5 protein-coding genes are annotated in these 4,816 nt (G+C 65.0%); all 5 read left to right on the forward strand.

The features are described from left to right. Positions 1 to 403 precede the first annotated feature (403 nt). On the forward strand, positions 404 to 1,090 hold the full coding sequence (locus tag ACVOLQ_RS22205) for a cell division ATP-binding protein FtsE (protein WP_481529331.1): 687 nt from the start codon (positions 404 to 406) through the stop codon (positions 1,088 to 1,090). Next, positions 1,087 to 2,055, forward strand: a complete 969-nt coding sequence (ftsX, locus tag ACVOLQ_RS22210) for a permease-like cell division protein FtsX (RefSeq protein WP_313495674.1) — start codon at positions 1,087 to 1,089, stop codon at positions 2,053 to 2,055. The genes ACVOLQ_RS22205 and ftsX overlap by 4 nt, the downstream gene beginning before the upstream one ends. A 7-nt stretch (positions 2,056 to 2,062) precedes the next feature. Then, on the forward strand, positions 2,063 to 2,905 hold the full coding sequence (locus ACVOLQ_RS22215; RefSeq protein WP_057628046.1) for a response regulator: 843 nt from the start codon (positions 2,063 to 2,065) through the stop codon (positions 2,903 to 2,905). Then, the gene (gene ung, locus ACVOLQ_RS22220; RefSeq protein ID WP_481529332.1) at positions 2,902 to 3,621 is read left to right on the forward strand and encodes a uracil-DNA glycosylase; all 720 of its coding nucleotides are present in this window, start codon (positions 2,902 to 2,904) and stop codon (positions 3,619 to 3,621) included. Before ACVOLQ_RS22215 ends, ung begins: the two co-directional genes overlap by 4 nt. A 178-nt stretch (positions 3,622 to 3,799) precedes the next feature. After that, positions 3,800 to 4,675 carry an RNA polymerase sigma factor RpoH gene (gene rpoH, locus ACVOLQ_RS22225; protein ID WP_282272958.1) on the forward strand — a complete coding sequence of 292 codons (876 nt, stop codon included), beginning with the start codon at positions 3,800 to 3,802 and terminating at the stop codon, positions 4,673 to 4,675. Positions 4,676 to 4,816: the final 141 nt, after the last annotated feature.

Below are 4,816 nucleotides of genomic sequence, written 5' to 3' on the forward strand. Positions count from 1 at the left end.
GCTCGGCAGGGGCATGCCCGATAAAGTCCCTTGCCGAGCATGGCTCGGCACTACAGCCCCCTCCCTTTTGCGCAGCAAAGGGGAGGGTTGGGGAGGGGTAAGCTTTTTGCCGGTTGATGCAATCCCGGCTTCGCGGCTTGCGCCGCTCCCGCAGCGTGGCCAGTAAAGCCCCTTGCCGAGCATGGCTCGGCACTACAGCTCCCTCCCTTTTGCGCAGCAAAGGGGAGGGTTGGGGAGGGGTGAGTTTTTTGCCGGTTGATGCAATCCCGGCTTCGCGGCTTGCGCCGCTCCCGCAGCGTGGCCAGTAAAGCCCCTTGCCGAGCATGGCTCGGCACTACACGTAACCCACGTCGCGTGACCGGCATCCTCCGCAGTCTGCCCGCGCTCCTGCATAATCAGCACGATGAGCGTTCTGCGTTTTGACAATGTCAGCAAACAGTATGCCGGTGGCCATCAGGCGCTGGTGGACGTCAGCTTCGAGGTGGCGGCCGGCGAAATGCTGTTCGTCACCGGGCACTCCGGTGCCGGCAAGAGCACCCTGCTCAAGCTGATTCACCTGAGCGAGCGGCCCAGCCGTGGCGCGGTCATCTTCGGTGAGCGCAACCTGCTCAAGGTGCGCGGCGGCAAGGTTGCCCTGCATCGGCGCGAAGTCGGCGCGGTCTACCAGGAACATCGTCTGCTGGTCGACCGCAGCATCGGCGAGAACGTCGCCCTGCCGCTGATCCTGCGCGGTGACCGCCGTGCCGATACCGGCAAGCGGGTGCGCTCGGTGCTTGAGCGGATGGGCCTTGGCCATCGCGAGAAGGCGCTGCCCAGCGAACTGTCGGCCGGCGAGCAGCAGCGCGTCGGCATCGCCCGCGCGATTGTCGCCGAGCCCAGGCTGCTGGTGGCCGACGAGCCCACCGGCAATCTCGACCCGACCCTGGCGGCGGAGATCATGACCCTGTTTGCAGAACTGCCGGCGCGTGGCACCAGCGTGCTGGTGGTCAGCCATGATCTGGCCCTGCTCAAGCAGATGCGCAAGCGTGTGCTGATCCTCGACCACGGCCGTCTGGTCGATGACATCTCGCCGCAGGACCTGGCCGAATGACTACCAGCAGCAAGCCTGAAAGCGGCAGCAGCAATACCAGCACGGCGGCGCCGTCGCGGCTGGCCACCTGGATCAATCACCATCTGCACAGCGTGGTTTTCAGCCTCGGTCGCGCCGTGCGCAGGCCATGGGCTACCGCGCTGACCGTAGCGGTGATGGCGCTGGCCCTGGCACTTCCGTTGGGCCTGTCGATCGCCTTGGACAATCTCAAGCATTTCTCTGGCAGCGTGCAGCAGTCGCGCGATATCAATCTGTTCCTGAAGACCGATGTCGACGCCGCCGCCGCGCAGGATCTGGCCAAGACCCTGCGCGCCCGTGCCGATGTGGAGCAGGTGCAGTTGCGTACGCCGGACGAAGGATTGGCCGAACTGCGCCAGAACGCCGGCCTGGGTGAAGCCATCGATGCACTGGGTGAGAACCCGCTGCCCACGTTGCTGATCGTGACCCCGACCGATGGCGTCGATGCTGCCCTGGCCAAGTCGCTGGAAACCCTGCCACAGGCCGATCTGGTCCAGCACGATGCGCTTTGGCGGCAGCGCCTGGATGGCTGGCTGAGCTTTGGTGCGCGGCTGGTGCAGGTGCTGTCGGTGCTGCTGGGCCTGGGGGCGGCGCTGGTGGTCGGCAATACCGTGCGCCTGGATATCCAGGCGCGGCGCGAGGAGATCGGCGTGCTGCAGTTGCTCGGTGCCAGCGACGGTTTCATCCGTCGTCCGTTCGTCTATCTGGGCGCGTGGTACGGGCTGGGCGCCGGTGCCGTGGCGCTGGGCCTGATCGGCGTGTGCGGGCTGGCCCTGCGTGCGCCGCTGGCCAGTCTGTCGCAGAGCTACGGCAGTCCTTTCACGTTGCATGGCCTGGATCTGCTGCATTCGGGCATGGTGCTGGTTGGCACCACGATTCTGGGTTGGTTGGGGGCATGGCTGGTGACAGGTCACTTCCTCAGGCAGACTCGCCCGACTGAAACCTGAGGCCCGCATGTCCACGCACGAGCTCAAGCACCTGATCAGCGACGCGCCGCGGGTAATGGTGGTCGATGGATCCAAACTGGTACGGCGCCTGATCAGCGACGTGCTCAAGCGCGAATTGCCCGACGTTGAAGTGGTGGGCTGCGCCAGCATCGCCGAGGCGCGCGAGGCGCTGGCTGCCGGTCCGGTGCATCTGGTCACCACTTCGCTGGCCTTGCCCGATGGCGATGGCCTGGCGCTGGCGCGTGGCGTGCGTGAGACCGCGGGGCAGGCCTATGTGCCGGTGATCGTGGTTTCCGGCGACGCCCAGCAGCATCTGGAGCAGCGCCGTTTCACCGAGTACGTCACCGACTATTTCGACAAGGCACTGGGCCATGAAGCCCTGGCAACCTTCATCCGTGGCTATGTGCAGCCCGAGCCGGTGGCCAACGCCACCGTGTTGTATGTCGAGGACAGCCGGGTGGTGGCCGAGGCCACCAAGCGCATGCTCGAACGCCATGACCTGCACGTCGTGCACGTGCTCACCGCCGAGGATGCGTTCTCGCTGCTCACCGCCGAGTCGCTGGGCCGCACCACGCGGCAGGTGGACCTGGTGCTGACCGACGTCACCCTCAAGGGCGAGCTGAGCGGCCGCGATGTGGTTGAGCGCATCCGCGTCGACTTCGCCTATGGCAAGCGCCGCCTGCCGGTGCTGGTGATGACCGGTGATGGCAACCCGCACAACCAGTCGGCCTTGCTGCAGTCCGGGGCCAATGACCTGGTGCAGAAGCCCATCGAAGAACGCCTGCTGGTGACCAAGGTGTTGTTCCAGCTGCGGCTGGCGCGCATGGCCCAGCCGGCGGTGGTGCTGTGAGCGAGGACGGCGTACAGATCCAGTTGGAGCCCAGCTGGAAGTCCCGTATCGGCGACTGGCTGCTGCGGCCGGAGATGCGCGAGCTGTCGGCGTTCCTGCGCAAGCGCAAGGCCGCTGGCGCACATGTGTTTCCGCCTGGCCCGGAAATCTTCGCGGCCTTCAACGCTACCCCGTTCGAGCAGGTCAAGGTGGTGGTGCTGGGCCAGGACCCGTACCACGGCTATGGCCAGGCGCACGGTTTGAGCTTCTCGGTGAAGCCGGGCGTGCCGGTGCCGCCGTCGCTGCTCAATATCTACAAAGAGATCGAGGCCGACCTGGCCATCCCGCGCCCGGACCACGGCTGTCTGCTGCCATGGGCGCAGCAGGGCGTGTTGCTGCTCAACGCCGTGCTGACGGTGGAAGAGGGCAAGGCGGGCGCGCACCAGGGCCGCGGCTGGGAGGGTTTCACCGACCATGTGGTCGACGTGCTCAACCGCGAGCGTGAAGGCCTGGTGTTCCTGCTGTGGGGCGCTTATGCCCAGCAGAAGGGCAAGGTCATCGATACCCGCCGCCACCGTGTGTTCAAGGCGCCGCATCCCTCGCCGTTGTCGGCCCATCGCGGCTTCCTCGGCTGCCGGCATTTCTCGCAGGCCAATGACTACCTGGCCCGCAACGGCCAGACCCGGATCGACTGGCGGCTGCCGGGCTTGGCCGATCTGGCGCCGTCTGATCGCTGAACTGCCTTGATTCCTGTCATATCGCGGTGACCTTGGCTTTGCTACCTTGGAGGGGTTGGGAATGCCGTCGTTGCTGTCGCCTATTCAGGTTTGACCTCGAGTTTGCGAACAAAAACAGAACGCTGGAACTTTTTCTGTACTGAGCAGTCCAATAGTTCGACTGCTAAGATGAGGTCCTATGAACCTGAACACCTCTACTGCCCTTGTGGCAAACAATCTCCCGATTCCCAGTGCGCTCGGTTCGCTGGACGCCTACATCGGTGCCGTGCACCAGATCCCGGTGCTGTCGGTCGATGAGGAGCAGGAACTGTCGCGTCGCTTCCGCGACGAGCAGGATCTGAACGCCGCGCGTGAGCTGGTGCATTCGCACCTGCGCTTCGTGGTGCACGTGGCCCGCGGTTACAACGGCTACGGGCTGCAGCTGGGCGACCTGATCCAGGAAGGCAACATCGGCCTGATGAAGGCGGTCAAGCGCTTCGACCCGGACATGGGCGTGCGCCTGGTTTCCTTCGCGGTGCACTGGATCCGTGCCGAGATGCACGAGTTCATCCTCAAGAACTGGCGCATCGTCAAGGTCGCCACGACCAAGGCGCAGCGCAAGCTGTTCTTCAACCTGCGCAAGTCCAAGACCCGCCTGGGCTGGATGAACGCCGCCGAGGTCAGCGCTGTCGCCAAGGATCTGAACGTCTCCGAGCGTGAAGTGATGGAGATGGAATCGCGCCTGTCCGGTCGTGACATCGGCTTCGATGCGCCGTCGGATGAAGACGACGATCATGCGCCGCCGTCGCCGGCTGCGTATCTGGTCGCGCGCGATGAAGATCCGTCGCAGGCCTATGAGCGCGAGGACAGCGAAGACAACCAGCTGAGCCTGCTGCGCGAAGGTCTGGCCAAGCTCGACCAGCGTTCGCGCGACATCATCGCCCGCCGTTGGCTGGAAGCCGACAGCAAGGTGACGCTGCAGGAACTGGCCGATGAGTACGGCGTGTCGGCCGAGCGCATTCGCCAGATCGAAGCCAACGCGCTGAAGAAGATGAAGGCACTGTTCGCCGCCTGAGCAAGGCAGCAGCAGTAACACGAAGGCCCGGGGAAACCCGGGCCTTTCTTTTTTGTAGTGCCGAGCCATGTTCGGCAAGAGGCCTTGTGCACGAATTTACCCCCTGTAGTGCCGAGCCATGCTCGGCAGAGGCGTTACCGG

This window comes from Stenotrophomonas sp. STEN031, assembly GCF_056759975.1.

Bases quoted from the DNA above. Each gene is read 5' to 3' on its own strand.
- ftsX (WP_313495674.1), top strand. From the start codon at position 1,087: ATGACTACCAGCAGCAAGCCTGAAAGCGGCAGCAGCAATACCAGCACG.
- ACVOLQ_RS22215 (WP_057628046.1), top strand. From the start codon at position 2,063: ATGTCCACGCACGAGCTCAAGCACCTGATCAGCGACGCGCCGCGGGTA.
- rpoH (WP_282272958.1), top strand. From the start codon at position 3,800: ATGAACCTGAACACCTCTACTGCCCTTGTGGCAAACAATCTCCCGATT.
- ACVOLQ_RS22205 (WP_481529331.1), top strand. From the start codon at position 404: ATGAGCGTTCTGCGTTTTGACAATGTCAGCAAACAGTATGCCGGTGGC.